Annotated in this window: 13 protein-coding genes; 5 read left to right on the forward strand and 8 right to left on the reverse strand. The window is 61.6% G+C overall.

Annotated features, from left to right (window positions below):
• Positions 1–53: 53 nt before the first annotated feature.
• Entirely contained in the window at positions 54–779 is a 726-nt protein-coding gene (locus KU43P_RS08830; RefSeq protein ID WP_317662355.1) for a dienelactone hydrolase family protein, read from the forward strand.
• 99 nt (positions 780–878) lie between these two features.
• Here KU43P_RS08830 and KU43P_RS08835 read toward each other — a convergent pair whose 3' ends face one another.
• Complete coding sequence (locus KU43P_RS08835) at positions 879–1,742, reverse strand: pirin family protein (protein ID WP_317662357.1); 864 nt, start codon at positions 1,740–1,742, stop codon at positions 879–881.
• A 112-nt stretch (positions 1,743–1,854) separates the two neighbouring features.
• Here KU43P_RS08835 and KU43P_RS08840 point away from each other — a divergent pair, with 112 nt between their 5' ends.
• Positions 1,855–2,859 (forward strand): amidohydrolase family protein, encoded by a 1,005-nt coding sequence (locus KU43P_RS08840; protein ID WP_317662359.1) that lies wholly within the window; start codon positions 1,855–1,857, stop codon positions 2,857–2,859.
• A 239-nt stretch (positions 2,860–3,098) separates the two neighbouring features.
• Here the strand turns inward: KU43P_RS08840 and fabB are convergent, their stop codons facing one another.
• The 5 genes from fabB to KU43P_RS08865 all read right to left on the reverse strand — a co-directional run bounded on the left by fabB (position 3,099) and on the right by KU43P_RS08865 (position 10,013).
• Positions 3,099–4,319 carry a beta-ketoacyl-ACP synthase I gene (gene fabB, locus KU43P_RS08845; protein WP_317662361.1) on the reverse strand — a complete coding sequence of 407 codons (1,221 nt, stop codon included), beginning with the start codon at positions 4,317–4,319 and terminating at the stop codon, positions 3,099–3,101.
• An 11-nt stretch (positions 4,320–4,330) separates the two neighbouring features.
• Positions 4,331–4,846: a 3-hydroxyacyl-[acyl-carrier-protein] dehydratase FabA gene (fabA, locus tag KU43P_RS08850; RefSeq protein ID WP_008089108.1), complete on the reverse strand. Its 516-nt coding sequence runs from the start codon at positions 4,844–4,846 to the stop codon at positions 4,331–4,333.
• Between the two features lie 201 nt (positions 4,847–5,047).
• A complete protein-coding gene (locus KU43P_RS08855; RefSeq protein WP_317662364.1) occupies positions 5,048–6,979 on the reverse strand; it encodes an ATP-binding protein in 1,932 nt (643 codons plus the stop codon).
• Positions 6,976–7,866: an ABC transporter substrate-binding protein gene (locus tag KU43P_RS08860; protein ID WP_317662366.1), complete on the reverse strand. Its 891-nt coding sequence runs from the start codon at positions 7,864–7,866 to the stop codon at positions 6,976–6,978. Before KU43P_RS08860 ends, KU43P_RS08855 begins: the two co-directional genes overlap by 4 nt.
• The gene (locus KU43P_RS08865) at positions 7,866–10,013 is read right to left on the reverse strand and encodes a TonB-dependent receptor plug domain-containing protein (RefSeq protein ID WP_317662368.1); all 2,148 of its coding nucleotides are present in this window, start codon (positions 10,011–10,013) and stop codon (positions 7,866–7,868) included. Before KU43P_RS08865 ends, KU43P_RS08860 begins: the two co-directional genes overlap by 1 nt.
• Before the next feature lie 115 nt (positions 10,014–10,128).
• Here KU43P_RS08865 and KU43P_RS08870 point away from each other — a divergent pair, with 115 nt between their 5' ends.
• Genes KU43P_RS08870 through sixA form a run of 3 tightly spaced genes read left to right on the forward strand, consistent with a single transcriptional unit; the run spans position 10,129 to position 11,977 of the window.
• Positions 10,129–11,154: an NAD(P)H-dependent glycerol-3-phosphate dehydrogenase gene (locus KU43P_RS08870; protein WP_317662370.1), complete on the forward strand. Its 1,026-nt coding sequence runs from the start codon at positions 10,129–10,131 to the stop codon at positions 11,152–11,154.
• A 26-nt stretch (positions 11,155–11,180) separates the two neighbouring features.
• Positions 11,181–11,528, forward strand: coding sequence for a DUF4389 domain-containing protein (locus tag KU43P_RS08875; RefSeq protein WP_317662372.1), 348 nt, complete (start codon positions 11,181–11,183; stop codon positions 11,526–11,528).
• Complete coding sequence (sixA, locus tag KU43P_RS08880; protein ID WP_317662374.1) at positions 11,525–11,977, forward strand: phosphohistidine phosphatase SixA; 453 nt, start codon at positions 11,525–11,527, stop codon at positions 11,975–11,977. Before KU43P_RS08875 ends, sixA begins: the two co-directional genes overlap by 4 nt.
• A gap of 740 nt (positions 11,978–12,717) precedes the next feature.
• Here sixA and KU43P_RS08885 read toward each other — a convergent pair.
• Positions 12,718–13,236 carry a hypothetical protein gene (locus KU43P_RS08885; protein ID WP_317662375.1) on the reverse strand — a complete coding sequence of 173 codons (519 nt, stop codon included), beginning with the start codon at positions 13,234–13,236 and terminating at the stop codon, positions 12,718–12,720.
• An 827-nt stretch (positions 13,237–14,063) separates the two neighbouring features.
• Complete coding sequence (locus KU43P_RS08890) at positions 14,064–15,347, reverse strand: hypothetical protein (protein ID WP_317662376.1); 1,284 nt, start codon at positions 15,345–15,347, stop codon at positions 14,064–14,066.
• Positions 15,348–15,448: the final 101 nt, after the last annotated feature.

The following is a 15,448-nucleotide window of genomic DNA, read 5'->3' on the forward strand; positions in this document are numbered from 1 at the left end:
ACAGGAAAGCCCGCTTCGGCGGGCTTTTTTCATGGTGGGCTAAGGAGTGCTTGATGAGCAAGGTAATCGTCGAATCGTTGGTTTATCACCTGTCCGGCAAGACCTATGAAAGCCGCCTGGTCTACGAGCCAGGCGCGCTGGCGAGGCCGGGCCTGGTGATGGCGCCGAACTGGATGGGTATTGGCGAAGGCGCGGAGCGCATTGCCAAGGAAGTGGCCGAGAAAGGTTACGTAGTGCTGGTTGCCGACCTGTATGGGCAATTGGTGCGCCCGTCCAATGCGGACGAGGCAGGCGCGGCGATGATGCCGTTGAAGAATGACCGGGCCGAGCTGCGCAAGCGGATGACCGAGGCCTTGTCGCAGCTGCTGGGGCAGTCCAAGGCGTTGTTGGAGCCTGGCGAGGTGGCCACCTTTGGCTTCTGCTTTGGCGGTTGCTGCGCCCTGGAGCTGGCCCGTAGCGGTGCCGACCTGAAGGCTGCAGTGTCGTTCCATGGCACGCTGGATACCCCGAACCCCGAGGATGCCAAGCGTATCAAGGGCTCGGTGCTGGTGCTGCACGGCGCTGCCGACCCGCTGGTGCCGAAGGAGCAGTTGCCGGCGTTCGAGGAAGAGATGAACGCGGCCAAGGTGGATTGGCAGTTACTGAGCTACGGCGGTGCGGTGCATTCGTTTACCGATCCGAATGCCAATGTGCCAGGCAAGATGCAGTATGACCGCCGTACCTCGCAGCGGGCATTCTGCTCGATGCACAACCTGCTTGCCGAAGTGTTCCGGCGCTGATTGGGCAGGGGCTGCTACGCAGCCCATCGCCGGCAAGCCGGCTCCTACACAGAGCTGTGGGAGCCGGCTTGCCGGCGATGGGCCGCAAAGCGCCCTAGGTCAGCGGGGCAAGTCGATCCGCGATGTCTCCCCTGGAACCACTGGCCAATCCCCCGCAGCCCACTTCGCCCTGGCCTGCTCGATCAACTCCGGATCGCTCGCCACGAAATTCCAGTTCATCCGCCGTGGCCCATCCAGCGGCTCGCCGCCGATAAGCACCAGCTGGCACTCACCCTGCGCATACAGGGCTATTTCTTCGCCCTCCGGCAGCACCACCAGGCTGCACGGCTCGACTTCTTCATCGTTCATCATCAGCTCGCCATCCAGTACATACAGCGCCCGCTGCGGATGTTCATCGGGCACCAGCAGGGTGGTGGCCGGTTGCATCCGTACATGGGCATAGAGGGTAGGGGAGAGCACCGGCACCGGAGACTCCAGGCAGAACCCGCTACCGGCAATCATGCAGATGCGTACCCCCAGGCTGTCGCTGACCGGCAGGCTTGCCGCCGGGTGATGGCTGTAGCTAGGCGTGCCTTGCTCCAATTTTCGCGGCGACGCCAGCCATACCTGCAGCCCATGCAGGCGCGAGCCATGGGCCAGGGCGTCGGCAGGGGTTCGCTCGACATGCGCCACGCCGCTGCCTGCGGTCATCCAGCTCACGTCGCCGGGCAGCACGCGCTGTTCCGAGCCCAGGCTGTCCTTGTGCAGGATCGCCCCTTCGAACAGGTAGGTCAGGGTCGACAACCCGATATGCGGGTGCTGACGGATATCCATGCCATGCCCCGGCGCATAGTCGGTTTCGAGCATGTGGTCGAAGAACACGAACGGGCCGACACTGCGGCATTGGGCCGAGGGCAGCGGGCGCAGGATCGGTTGGCCCTCCACCGATTCGGCGCGTGGGCGAATGATCAGGGGGCTGCTCATACTGGGCTCCAGGGGGGAGGAATTGCCCAAGCATAGCGGTTTGGCGGGTGAAGCTGAACCGTCGTGCCCGCCGCTCGGTCTACCTTGCTGTATTCGCAAAAGGAAGCTGCCCATGATCGCCAGAGCGCTGGCTTGCGTGCTGTTGTTCGGAACGTTGTGCCAGGCGGCGCAGGCGCGCGACTACCGCTACAGTGACGCCCACCTCCACTATGTCGACTTCTTCCAGGAAACCGAGGGCATGCCGGCGCTGCTCAAGGCCATGGACGAGGCCGGCATCGAGCACTCGATGATCTCGGGCATCCCGGTGGCCAAGAAATGGCACGAGGACGAACCCAAGCGCCCGCGCTACTACGCAGGCGACGATGCCGATGCCTACTGGTACAGCGCCACCGATACCTACGTGGCGGCGGCTCTCCAGCAGTTGCCTGAAGCGCAGCGCAAACGCTTTCATCCGTTTCTCACCGGTTTCAATCCGGTGGACAAGAACGCAGTCAGCCATATCGAACGCATGCTCGACCTATACCCCGGCCTATGGCAAGGCATTGGCGAGGTCTTCACCCGCCATGATGACCTCACCGCACTCACCAGTGGCGATACGCCGCGGGCCAACAACGAGGCCATGACACGCATCTATCACCTGGCGGCCGAGCGTGACATGCCGGTGCTGCTGCATTCAAACATCACCTCCAAGCGCGAGCGCAACCCGCTGTACCTGGCCGAGATCGAGGAGCCGCTACGCAATCATCCGCATACTCGGTTCATCTGGGCGCATGCGGGCAGCAGCATGGAGATTCATCGGCACCAGACGCAGATGGACTTTCTTTTGCCGGTGCTGTCGCGCTTGCTGGAGGATTACCCGAATCTGTATGTCGACCTGTCGTGGAGCGTGCTGGAGCCTTATCTGCTGGATGACAAGGGCGTTCCGCGCCAAGCGTGGGTCGACCTGGTGGTGAAGTACCCGGAACGGTTCATGCTGGGGTCTGATGTGGTGGGCAAGTTTGGCAGCCTTGGCGAGCAGATGCACGGGTTCAAGCCGTTTCTGGAGGCGTTGCCGGAGGGGGTGGCGAACAAGGTGGCGCGGGAGAACTTTCTGGCCGTTTTGCCCGGGCAGAGGTAGAGGTAGCCTCGGCTGGCCCTATCGCTGGCAAGCCAGCTCCTACATGTACCGCGCTGTACTCAAGGCCTGTGGTAAATCGGTGGGGGCTGGCAAGCCAGCTCCTACATGTACCGCGCTGTACTCAAGGCCTGTGGTAAATCGGTGGGAGCTGGCTTGCCAGCGATAGGGCCAGTTCAGGCGGCCCATGAATGAAAACGCCCCGAACCAGTCGGGGCGTCTTCAACTACAGCATCAAGGCCTTACTTGCCTTCCCAGCGCTTGAGCACCAGGGTGGCGTTGGTGCCGCCAAAGCCGAAGCTGTTGCTCATGACCGTGTCGATCTTCGCGTTCTCTTCGGTCTTGCGCAGTACCGGCAGGTCGGCGACCTCAGGGTCCAGCTCGTCGATGTTGGCGGAGCCGGCGATGAAGTTGTTCTCCATCATCAGCAGGCAGTAGATCGCCTCGTGCACGCCAGCGGCGCCCAGCGAGTGGCCCGACAGGCTCTTGGTCGAGCTGATCTTCGGTGCCTTGTCGCCGAACACTTCACGCACACCCTTCATCTCGGCAACATCACCGACCGGGGTCGAGGTGCCGTGGGTGTTCAGGTAGTCGATCGGGGTGTCGACGGTGGACAGTGCCTGCTGCATGCAGCGGATGGCACCTTCGCCGCTTGGGGCAACCATGTCGTAGCCGTCGGAGGTCGCACCGTAGCCGACGATTTCGGCATAGATCTTGGCGCCACGGGCCAGGGCGTGTTCCAGCTCCTCGACCACCACCATGCCGCCACCGCCAGCGATGACGAAGCCATCACGGTCGGCGTCGTAGGCGCGCGAGGCCAGTTCCGGGGTGTCGTTGCGCTTGGTCGACAGGGCGCCCATGGCGTCGAACAGGAACGACTGGCTCCAGTGCTCTTCTTCACCGCCACCGGCGAAGACGATGTCCTGCTTGCCCCACTGGATCTGCTCCAGGGCGGTGCCGATGCAGTGCGCGGACGTGGCGCAGGCCGACGAGATCGAGTAGTTGATACCTTTGATCTTGAACGGAGTGGCCAGGCACGCCGACACGGTGCTGCCCATGGTGCGGGTGACGCGGTATGGGCCGACGCGCTTGACGCCTTTCTCGCGCAGGGTGTCCAGCGCTTCCATCTGGTTCAGGGTCGAGGCGCCGCCGGAGCCAGCCACCAGGCCGGTACGCGGGTTGGAAACCTGCTCTTCGGTCAGGCCGGCATCCTTGATCGCGTCCTGCATCGCCAGGTAGGCGTAGGCAGCGGCGTGGCCGACGAAGCGGTAGACCTTGCGGTCGATCAGTTCTTCGAGGTTGAGGTCGATGGAGCCGGAAACCTGGCTACGCAGCCCCTGTTCCTTGTATTCCGGGTTGTAACGGATACCCGGACGGCTGTTGCGCAGGTTTTCGGTGACGGTAGCTTTGTCATTGCCCAGGCACGATACGATGCCCAGACCAGTGATAACGACGCGGCGCATGCGAATAACCCTTAGAAATTGTCAGTGGAGGTGAACACGCCGACCCGCAGGCCTTCGGCAGTGTAGATCTCGCGGCCGTCAACGCTGACCGAGCCATCGGCGATGGCCATGTTCAGCTTGCCCTTCAGGACGCGCTTGATGTGAATGTTGTAGGTGACTTTCTTGGCGGTAGGCAGAACCTGGCCGAAGAATTTCACTTCGCCCGAACCCAGCGCACGGCCGCGGCCTGGCAGGCCCTGCCAGCCGAGGAAGAAGCCGACCAACTGCCACATGGCATCAAGGCCCAGGCAGCCCGGCATCACCGGGTCGCCTTCGAAGTGGCAGGCGAAGAACCACAGGTCCGGGGTGATATCCAGCTCGGCGACCAATTCACCTTTGCCGTACTTGCCGCCTTCTTCGCTGATATGGGTGATGCGATCGACCATCAGCATGTTCGGCGCGGGCAGTTGCGCATTACCTGGGCCGAACAGCTCACCGCGACTGCAGCGCAGCAGGTCTTCCCGAGTAAAGGCGTGTTGTTTGGTCATGCGAGCTCCTCAATAACCCCCTGTGGCAGGGGATGAATCTTCCCGGCCAACCCGGCATCTCTCCGAGCGGCAGCCTACAGGTAGACTATTGCGTTGTGGTGAAAGTCACAGCGCACCTGGCGAAAGAAGTACAGGTGTGCACTGAAACGTCTATTTTCAGGGCCGACGAAGGTCCTGTCCAGTCCTTAAGACTGCCGCACTTTAGCATTTATCGCCAGTCGCGGCTGTCCGGCCGGGTAACCAGCGTTGCAATACCCGCTGCAGGTCGGTGCGGCGGAACGGTTTGCTCAGGTAATCATTCATGCCGGCGGCCATGCAACGCTCGCGATCGCCCTGCAGCGCATTGGCGGTCAAGGCGATGATCGGTAGCTCGGCGGTGCCGGGCAGCAGGCGGATGCGCCGAGTGGCCTCGTAGCCGTCCACCTGGGGCAGGCGGCAGTCCATCAGCACGGCTGCGAAGCGCTGATGGCTGGCTTGCTCCACCGCCTGGATGCCGTCGTGGGCCACGCTGACTTCCAGGCCCAGGCTGCGCAACATGGCCTCGATGACGCTTTGATTGACCGGATTGTCCTCAACCAACAGGATCCGTTCGCCTGTGGCCATCGGTGCCGGCTCCAGCGCGCTGCCCGGGAGGGCCGCCGGTGCGGGGTTGGCCAGGGTCAGCGGCATTTCCAGGGTAAAGGTTGAACCCAGGCCTTCGCGGCTCTCGCCACGCAGCTTGCCACCCATGCGCTCGGCCAGGGTGCGGGCGATCGACAGCCCCAGGCCGGTACCGCCATAACGGCGCGAAATCGAACTGTCGGCCTGCTGGAAGGCCACGAACATCATTTCCAGGCGTTCACTGTCGATGCCGATGCCGGTGTCGCGCACGCTGCAGGTAAACCACAGCTGCTGGCGGTCAAGCATCTGCCAGCGCGCCTCCACCTGCACTTGGCCGCGTTCGGTGAATTTCAGGGCGTTGCCTACCAGGTTCAGGATGACCTGGCGAATGCGTGTAGGGTCGCCAACCACATGCGCTGGCTCCGCGCCGTCCGGCAGTTGCAGGTGCAGCTCCAGACCTTGCTGCTGCGCGGTGTGCTGAAACGACTGCACGCTGCTGGCGATCAGCTCGCCCAGGTTGAAGTCGATGCGCTCCAGCTCCAGCGTGGTGCGCTCGATACGCGAGAAATCGAGGATGTCGTTGATCACCTTCAGCAGGTGCCCGGTCGATTCGCTGGCTACCGCCGTGTACTCGGCCTGCTCGCTGGTCAGTTGGGTGGTTTCCAGCAGTTGCAGCATGCCCAGCACGCCGTTCATCGGCGTGCGCAGCTCGTGGCTCATCATCGCCAGGAATTCCGACTTGGCGCCGTTGGCCTGTTCGGCTTCCTCGCGTGCCTGGATCAGTTGGGCAATCGCTCGCTTCTGCTCGACGCTGGCCTGCTCCAGGGCGCTGGCCAGGTTGTTGATGTGACGGGCCAGGTGGCCTAGCTCGCTGTCGTCGACCACCGGCAGCGGCGCATCGTATTCACCTTGCTGAATCGCCTTCACCGCGTGCCCCATGTCGCTGATCGGCTTGGCCAGGCTCAACGCCAGGCGGCGGGCGAGCAAGAAGGTGAAGAGCAAAGCGAACAGGGCCAGGATGCCCGCCTTGATGACGATTTCCTGCTGGCGCTGGCTGAACGCATCATCCGACATGCCGACGATCACTCGGCCTAGATAGTCGTCGCCGATGGACGGTGGCGCTGCCTTGCCTTCCTGCAGGAAATCGCTGTCCAGGCGAATCTGCTGCAGGCGGATCGGTGCCTGGAACACTTCCACCCGCTGCGCCCGATTGCTGCTCTCATCGGACTGCTCGACGTACACCAGGATGTGGTTGCGGCTGTCCTGCACCTCCAGGAAACGCACGTGGGGGATGCTCAAGGTGGCGCGCATCAGGCCTTCGAGCACTTCGTTGTTGCCGGAGATCACCCCGTATTCGCTGGCCGGTGCAAGCTGGTTGGCGATCAGTTGCCCGGTGTGGTTGAGCTCCTGGCGTAAATCCTGGATGCGCACGAAGGTGAAGAAACTGATCAGCAGCAAGGTCAGCAGCAGCGCAGGGCCCAGGCTGATGATCTGGGTGCGGGTGTGGATATCCCAGCTCAGGCGTTTGCTCATGGGGTGGGTTCTCCTTGCGCCAGGGCCTTGGCAGTGGCCTTCGGATCGATCGGTTCAAGGCCCAGGGCGCGTGCCACCTGCTGGTTGCCACTGACCCCGAAACGTGCCGGATAGAGGCTGCGCGGCCAGCGCGCGGGCGGTTGATCGAGCAACTGGTCGAGTACCGCCAGCCAGTCATCCTGGTCGCTGTAGGTACTGGCCAGGGCGCCGGCGCGGACGAAGCCGGCATTTGGGCCGATCAGCGCCATCTGCCGGCCATAGCTGCTGAGCAGCAGGTTTTTCGCGGTCTTGGAGTTGAACAGGTCGTTGTCGTCGAGCCCGAGCAGGACGTCGCTGCTACCCAGAAGGTGCTGCAACGGCCGGCTGTCACGCTGGTCGGGCCAGTCCTGGGCGACGATTTCCAGGCCCAGCGGGCGTGCTGCCAGGCGCAGTTCATCGACCAGGAAGTGGCTGTGCTCACCGTACAGCACGCCAATGCGCTGGGCCTGCGGCAGCAGGTAGCGGGCCAGGCGCAACTGCCGGGCCAGGGGCGGGTCACTCCAGAGCAGGGTCAGGTAAGCGGGGCGTGACTTTCCCAGGCGCTGTTCAGCCTGTACCCGGCTGATACGCATGGCCAGGGCGGGCGGCCCGGCGCTTTCACTCAGGCGCCATTGCAACGCGTCGCTGTCGAGCAGCACCAGGCGCAGGTCGGGCTTGAGCTGGCCGGGGCGTGGCAGTTCGGCGACGGTCTTGAACATTACCTGGTCATGGCCGCGACGGCTTTCCAGGGCTGCGGCGAAGCTGCGGATGCCGGGCTGATCCTCGCCGCCGACCACCAGGATTTCACTGGCGCACAGCGAACCCAATGGCCAAAGGCAGAACAGCAGCAGGCGCAGCAGACGGGCCATCAGAACTCCAGCTCCGCGCTCACGCTCAGGCGGTGGCGGCTGTCGTAGCGGTTCTGCATGGCGGTGGTGGGTTCATCGTCCAAGCGCTGCTGCCACAGGGCGGCCAGCTCCAGGTTGCTGCCCTGAATGCGAAAACGCTTGGCCAGGCGCAGGTCGAGGCGCTCGTAGCGGTATTGGTTGAGGGCGTCGTCGCCATAGTAGAACAGCGCGCTGGACCAGCCCTTGCCCCATTCGCGCATCCAGCCGGCCGAGCCGCTGTTGCGGGCGGTATTGGCGCTGTCGGCGGGGTTGCTGGCCCAGGCATCGACGTAGGCATAGGTGAAACGCAGGCGATCACGCCGGGTGGCGCGCCAATCGAACTGCGCTTCGCTGCCACTGAAACGGGCCTTGTTGGCATTGCTGGCGATGTACTGGTTGTTGCGCAGAGGCTCGCTGATCATTCCGGTGATCTCGTCGTAGAACAGCTTCACATCCATGTTCAGGTCGAAATCGGTGAACTGGCCGTTGTAGCCCAGCTCCCGCGAGCGCATGCGCTCCTGGTCGAGGTTGCCCGGGCCGCGGGTCTTGACGAAGTATTCGCCATGCTGCTGGCCGAAGGCATTGGGGGTCAAGTTCTTGACCGTGTAGCTCCAGTTGACGTTGTTCTCGAACATGTCCGGCGAGCGTACCGCCTCGGAGTACACCGCCCGCAAACCGTGGCGGGGAGTGATCAAGTAGTTCACCGCCATGCGCGGAGTGAGCGAGCTGCCAGACAGCTGGGAGTCTTCGAACATCGCGCCGCCCTGCAAGATCCAGTGCTCGTCGGCGCGCCATTCGAGCTGGCCGAAAAGGCGCCAGGTCTGATCGTCGAGGCTGCCGTCGAAGTAGGTCTGTGAATCGGCGCGGTCGTAGCGGTAGTTCATGCCGCTGAGCAGGCGCAGGCTGTCGGTGAGGCTCAGGGTGTCCTGGATTTCCAGGTCATAGCGGGTTTCCCGGGTGCTCTGGTCGACGTCACCGCAGACCACGTTCTTGCCGCCCTGGTTGTTCCACTGGTCCTTGATGGCATCGACCAGGGCCTGCTCTTCGGGGTTGCTGCTGCTGGGCGGGTTGTTGGCCCCGCGCGCGACCTGCTCGGCGAAATTCGGGTTCAGTTGCCACAACCGGGTCAATTCCGGGCTGAACGACAGCGCCGCATCGCAGGCGCGCCAGACCTGCTGGCGGTCGAAATGCTGGGCCGAGCCCTGCACATACAGGCTGTGCTCGGGGTTGAAATCGATGTTCCAGCGTACCGAGCCTGCATAGTCCTTGGCATTGACGTCGGCGTTGTCGCCGCTTTCGGTAACGAAGGGGAACACCGGCTGGTAGGTGTAGGGCCGTTGATTGCTGTCTTCCTTGGCCGCCAGTTGCCACTCCAGGGTCTGGTTGGGCGCCAGGGTATGGCTGACGCTGAGGTTGAAGCGGTTCAGGCGGCGGCTGTCACGGTAGTCCTGGCCGAACTGGTTTTCATCGAAGCCGTCGTCCTTCTGGCCCGATACCGAAAGGCGCAGGTCGCCGCCGTCCCAGCCCAGGCCGTGGCTGAGGTAGTAGTCGTCGATGCCGTCCTGGCCGCGGGTCAGCTTCATGCGCGTGCCATGGCTGTCGGCCGGGTTGCGGGTCAGGATGTTGACCACCGCCATCAGCGCGTTGGCGCCGTAGCTCACGGTATTGGGGCCGCGGAACACCTCGATGCGCTCGATATCCTCCAGCGCCACCGGGATATCGCTCCAGTCCACCGTGGCCAGCCCGGCACGGTAGACCGAGCGGCCATCGATAAGCACTTGCATGCGTCGTGCTTCGTTGACGTTGGTGCCGTGGTAGTTGACGGTCGGCTGGTTGCCGGCGCCGTAGCCGATCATCATGCCCGGCACCAGGCGCAGCAATTCGGGGATGTCGCGGGCCCCGCTGGCACGGATCAGTTCGCTGTCGAGCACGGTCATGCTGCCTGGCACCGCTGCCGGGGATTGTTTCAGCCGCGTGGCGGTCAGAACCTGCGGCAGGTCGGTGTTGTCGATGAACAGGTCGTCGGCCATGGCCGAACCGCCGAGCAAGGCGGTGAGCAGCAGCAGGCGAGGGTAGGGGGGCGTGCCAGGAAACACGATACGGCCTTGTATCAGAGTTGAAGCACGCATGTTAACTGACCGGTGAGGTTTTGCCAGTGGCCTGCGAAGAGGCCACTGGCTCTGGCGCAGGCGCGCCGTATAATGGCGGGGTCGCCACTTAACTTATGGCCTTAACGGATTGAATATGACTGAACAGCAACCTGTTGCAGTTCTGGGAGGTGGCAGCTTCGGCACCGCCGTGGCGAATCTGCTGGCCGAGAACGGTGTGCCGGTGCGCCAATGGATGCGCGACCCCGAGCAGGCTGAGGCGATGCGCGTCAATCGCGAGAATCCGCGCTACCTCAAAGGTATCCGCCTGCACGATGGCGTCGAACCGGTCAACGACCTGTTGGCGACGTTGCAGTCCAGTGACCTGATCTTCGTTGCGTTGCCCTCCAGCGCCTTGCGCAGCGTGTTGGCCCCGCATGCCCAACTGCTGCGCGGCAAGTGCCTGGTCAGCCTGACCAAGGGCATCGAGGCGCAGAGCTTCAAGCTGATGAGCCAGATCCTCGAAGAGATCGCACCCCAGGCGCGCATCGGCGTGCTGTCGGGCCCGAACCTGGCCCGCGAGATCGCCGAGCACGCACTGACCGCCACGGTGGTCGCCAGCGAGGACGAAGCACTCTGCCAGCGTGTGCAGGCCGTGCTGCACGGGCGTACGTTCCGTGTCTACGCCAGTGCCGACCGTTTCGGCGTTGAGCTGGGCGGTGCGCTGAAGAACGTCTACGCCATCATCGCCGGCATGGCGGTGGCCCTTGGCATGGGCGAGAACACCAAGAGCATGCTCATCACCCGCGCACTGGCCGAGATGACCCGCTTCGCCGTGAGCCAGGGTGCCAACCCCATGACCTTCCTTGGCTTGGCTGGCGTCGGTGACCTGATCGTCACCTGCTCCTCGCCCAAGAGCCGCAATTACCAGGTCGGCCATGCCCTCGGCCAGGGTTTGAGCCTGGAAGAGGCCGTCAACCGTCTGGGCGAGGTGGCCGAAGGGGTCAACACGATCAAGGTGCTCAAGGCCAAGGCCGAGGAAGTACAGGTCTACATGCCGCTGGTGGCCGGCCTGCACGCCATCCTGTTCGAAGGCCGCACGCTGAACCAGGTGATCGAGCGTCTGATGCGTGCAGAGCCCAAGACTGACGTCGACTTCATTTCCACTAGCGGCTTCAACTGAGCCGCTTAATGAGCAAGGAGCAAGACATGAACGATACCCCCGAGCGCGCCCAGCGCGAATCGATCATCCTGCGGGTGCTGTGGATGGTGGTGTTCCTGATCATCTGGCAACTGGCCGAGATTCTGCTTGGCGGGCTGGTGTTGGTTCAGCTCATCTACCGGATTATCTACGGCGCACCGAGCGCCAGCCTGATGAACTTTGGCGACAGCCTGAGCCAGTACCTGGCGCAGATCGGCCGCTTCGGCACCTTCCACACCGACACCAAGCCCTGGCCATTCGCCGACTGGCCGGCCCCCCGTGCGCCGGAAGGCGAAGCACCGCACGCCGTGGCCCCGGCACCGCATCCGGTGCGTGACGAGGAGCCCAAGCTGTGAAGCTGTGGGTGTTGCGCCATGGCGAAGCGGAGCCACGGGCCAACAGTGACGCCGAGCGGCGGCTGACCGCTCATGGCCGCGAACAGGTGCTGCACAGCGCGGCGCGGCTGCTGAGTCAGCCTTTGCAGGCGATCATCGCCAGCCCCTATGTGCGCGCTCAGCAGACGGCGGCGCTGGTGCATGACACGCTGGGGTTCGTAGAGCCGGTGCGCACCGTGCCGTGGCTGACGCCCGACAGTGACGTGCGTGAAGTGATCGATGAAATCGAGCGGCTCGGGCTGGAGCATGTGCTGCTGGTCAGTCATCAGCCATTGGTGAGTTGCCTGGTGGGGATGCTGAGCGAAGGGCACCGACAAGGGCCGGGGATGGGGACGGCGAGTCTGGCGGAGCTGGAGGGTGAGGCTGGGTTGGTGGGTTCGATGAAGGTGTGTGGGGTTCATCACGCCTGAGGATCAGGGACAGTTGACTTATGTTCAAACACAATACTGCGCGGTAGTCCCAGCTCACAGCCGCCAAATCGAAAGTCGACAATCACGCACGCCAGGAAATGTTCCTGGCGTGCGCCTCTCCTTCCCAAAACTGCCCTATGAATATTTATCGTTTGCACAGGGGGTCAGTTAGTTTTGGTAGCCATTTTGCGGGCTCGATTATTTACATGGGTGTTTACAGGTACTTCATGTAGATGTCGGATAATCTGTCATAGCTGTGGTCTCCGTCGTTGGCTACGGAAAGTTGCATTTTTGTTATTTTTTGTGAATAGGTAAATGTGTAAGTTCCTCGGTATTGGTGATGTCGGGTGTCTAGAAGTTGGCTTCCATTGTATAGACTAAATTGATTGTCTGCGCCGCCAGTGTGAGTTAGGGTGAGGCTTTTGAGTGGTCTATTAAAGATCCATTCTATGGAATGCTGGCCAGGTGTATAGCGCACGATGCCAACCGTCAAAAAGTTCGTTCCGATCGTGGCGGTAGCAATAGCACTGACGCTGAAAAATGATAGCTGTAAGGGCGCCGTAATTATTCCTTCTGGAGCGGTTACAAAGTCCTCAAAATCCTCTGCGCTTAGTATGGCTAGTTCCTGGATAGCTGAGGTGTAAGGTTGCCCGCCACCGGCGCGCGTAACCTGGTAATAGACTTCTAACCGTTGCCCTGCGCAGGCAATTACCTGCGCTATTGGTACATCGATTAGTTGGTCAGTGATTCTCTGTCACTTCCTTTAAAGGCTGGCGTTGGGCGCCGAAGTACAGAACAATACTATCCTGAGGGGCCATCCCTTTGTATGCCTTGATTATCACTCGCAGCCCGGTTGCCGGCACATCCTCTGGCGGTAACTGATCACCAGTCGCCAATGGAATTTCAGGCGCTGGTAACACGAGATCTTCCAGCTTTCGCACGGTCAGTTCCAAACCCGGGAACAGCCGTGCCGCTGCCTCATCCGTGCCCTGGTCGAATGCCACCCGCACCTCGACTTTCAATGGCGTCCCATGCTTGAGCTTCAGCAACTCCGAGCGTTCTGCTGCCTTGCTTAATCCATTGGCGACTTCCGGCGCTGTCACGGGCAGGTTCTGCGCTGCGTAGAAACTATGCGCCGCCCCGTTTTCCAGCGTACCACTGAGCTTGATCCAGTACCGCTGACCTTCGCCAATCAACGGCCAAGGCTCGATTTGCACTTCGGCGTCGCCGCTGAAGCTGCTCAGGTCCAGATGTGCCATCTTCGGCTTGCGGCACCCCCGGCACTGGCAGCCGAGTGTTACTGAGTGTCCCGACTTTCAGCATAAGCGGCAGCGAGAGTTTCGGCGTCTCCTCCCCACGGCTAACGGCATACAGCACCTCAGGTTCTTTACCCTGGTTGGCCCCGATCACATGAGCCGGCACCGTGAACTGCTTCGTGCCACTGCCATCGCCATTTTCCGGATCGCTCTGATAACTGGCCGCCGCGTTATGGCCGATGACGCGCACGTCAATGCGGTCGCTGGCGTTCATGCTGTCGTAGGTCACCTCGACCGTTGCACCGTTTCTTGCGTCGTACGGCCTCAAGCTGCCATCGGGCTGAGCTTCCAGCACCTTTGGCGGCCCAAATGTCTCACTGGCCTGGCGCTTGACGGTGAAGACCAGAGGCTTGGAAATGCTGTTGGCGCTGGTCGTCACACGCGTGCCGTGGGGAGCACCGCCCTGCGCTGACACGCTTTCGGTCAGTCCAGGGGTACTGTTGCCGGTAGGGTGTACCATGTTCTGGATACCTGCTGTATGGGAAGGTGCGAGCAGTATGTGAGTTTTATCTGCACGGAAAAACTGGCAAAAATACTAGGTCCCTGGCCATTCGCGATTGGCCGCCGCCGTGCCGCCAGTGCGCAATGGCCATTTGCAGAAATCGGCACCGCAGAGCACCGCCAGCCTGGCAGTGCTAAGGGGATGGGCCATTGGTTGGCCTGATGGCTTTGCACGGTGTTTATGTACCCATTTGATTATTCAGCGATGAAGCCGCTCCCATCAAATCAGCACAGGTCAGATGACCTGTGCTGATTTATTCGGATAATCCTCAACGCCATTCCAGATCGTTAACCCAGTATCCCCCTTGAGTTGAATGTTTTCCTATGAGTAGGAGATGCGTTATATAATGGCCGTCAGGCGCAGAGTAGCAGAAAGGTACTGGGGTGAGGTCGGGAGTGGGTGGAGAGGTTTGTTCGAACAGCAGTTGGTTGTTGTTAAAATACTGGATCGAGTTTGTTTTGCCTTCGTTTGCAACTTCTGCGGCGGAGAAATTTTTAATCGGATTGGGGAAAATGATCTTCACGGTAGAAATGCCTGATATCATTAGCCCGTGAATGCGTGTGGTGGGGTCCGTATATATTCCGGTATAGTATGTGCTGGGCTTGTGTGTCATTAACTCTGCAGTGATTCCGGAGGGGAAGTTATTAGGCCTTCCAATGGAGAATCTTTGTTGGGTAGCGGTAGACCAATTCTCTCGCCCTTTTGGATAAATCATAACAATCAATTCGAGAATCGGGAATTCCCGTGCAGCCGATTCGTTCGATCCTTGATCGAATGCCACCCGTACCTCGACTTTCAATGGCGTCCCATGCTTGAGCTTCAGCAACTCCGAGCGTTCTGCTGCCTTGCTTAATCCATTGGCGACTTCCGGCGCTGTCACGGCCAGGTTCTGCGCTGCGTAGAAACTATGCGCCGCCCCGTTTTCCAGCGTACCACTGAGCTTGATCCAGTACCGCTGACCTTCGCCAATCAACGGCCAAGGCTCGATTTGCACTTCGGCGTCGCCGCTGAAGCTGCTCAGGTCCAGTGTGCCATCTTCGGCTTGCGGCACCCCCGGCACTGGCAGCCGAGTGTTACTGAGTGTCCCGACTTTCAGCATAAGCGGCAGCGAGAGTTTCGGCGTCTCCTCCCCACGGCTAACGGCATACAGCACCTCAGGTTCTTTACCCTGGTTGGCCCCGATCACATGAGCCGGCACCGTGAACTGCTTCGTGCCACTGCCATCGCCATTTTCCGGATCGCTCTGATAACTGGCCGCCGCGTTATGGCCGATGACGCGCACGTCAATGCGGTCGCTGGCGTTCATGCTGTCGTAGGTCACCTCGACCGTTGCACCGTTTCTTGCGTCGTACGGCCTCAAGCTGCCATCGGGCTGAGCTTCCAGCACCTTTGGCGGCCCAAATGTCTCACTGGCCTGGCGCTTGACGGTGAAGACCAGAGGCTTGGAAATGCTGTTGGCCCTGGTCGTCACACACGTGCCGTGGGGAGCACCGCCCTGCGCTGACACGCTTTCGGTCAGTCCAGGGGTACTGTTGCCGGTAGGGTGTACCATGTTCTCGATACCTGCTGTATGGGAAGGTGCGAGCAGTATGTGAGCTTTATCTGCACGGAAAAACTGGCAAAAATACTAGGTGTTCAGTCCCAGTGAGTCAT

The sequence above is a fragment of the Pseudomonas sp. KU43P genome (genome assembly GCF_033095865.1).
GTDB lineage: Bacteria > Pseudomonadota > Gammaproteobacteria > Pseudomonadales > Pseudomonadaceae > Aquipseudomonas.